General features: G+C 61.6%; 1 protein-coding gene. It reads left to right on the plus strand.

What is annotated here, in order from left to right:
- The coding region (locus tag BK662_RS35030; protein ID WP_221179094.1) for a hypothetical protein at positions 1 to 208 on the plus strand (208 nt) is incomplete at its 5' end.
- Positions 209 to 315 lie beyond the last annotated feature (107 nt).

Consider the following 315-nt stretch of genomic DNA (forward strand, 5'->3'; position numbering starts at 1 on the left):
CCTGCCGCGGTGCCCCCTGCGCAACGCCTGCGTTCGGCCTCTGGGAAAGGGGCGGCAGATCAAGATCAAAAGCCAAAGCCAAAGCCAAAGCCAAAGCAACGGCAACGGCAACGGCAACGGCAACGGCAACGACAAGATCAACAGCTTCGCGAGCAGGCTCGCTCCCACAGGTTGGACTGGGTACATCCCGAGAAGATTGGTCGGCTGACAGGCCGCCATCGCAGCGATGCGGCGACCCGACAAGCCGGCTCCCACAAAAAAGCAGAGCACATCCGCTCTGCTTTTCACCACTCAACAGGCCGAGCGTTAGCTCGC

The sequence above is a fragment of the Pseudomonas frederiksbergensis genome, from assembly GCF_003732275.1.
Taxonomy (GTDB): domain Bacteria; phylum Pseudomonadota; class Gammaproteobacteria; order Pseudomonadales; family Pseudomonadaceae; genus Aquipseudomonas; species Aquipseudomonas frederiksbergensis_H.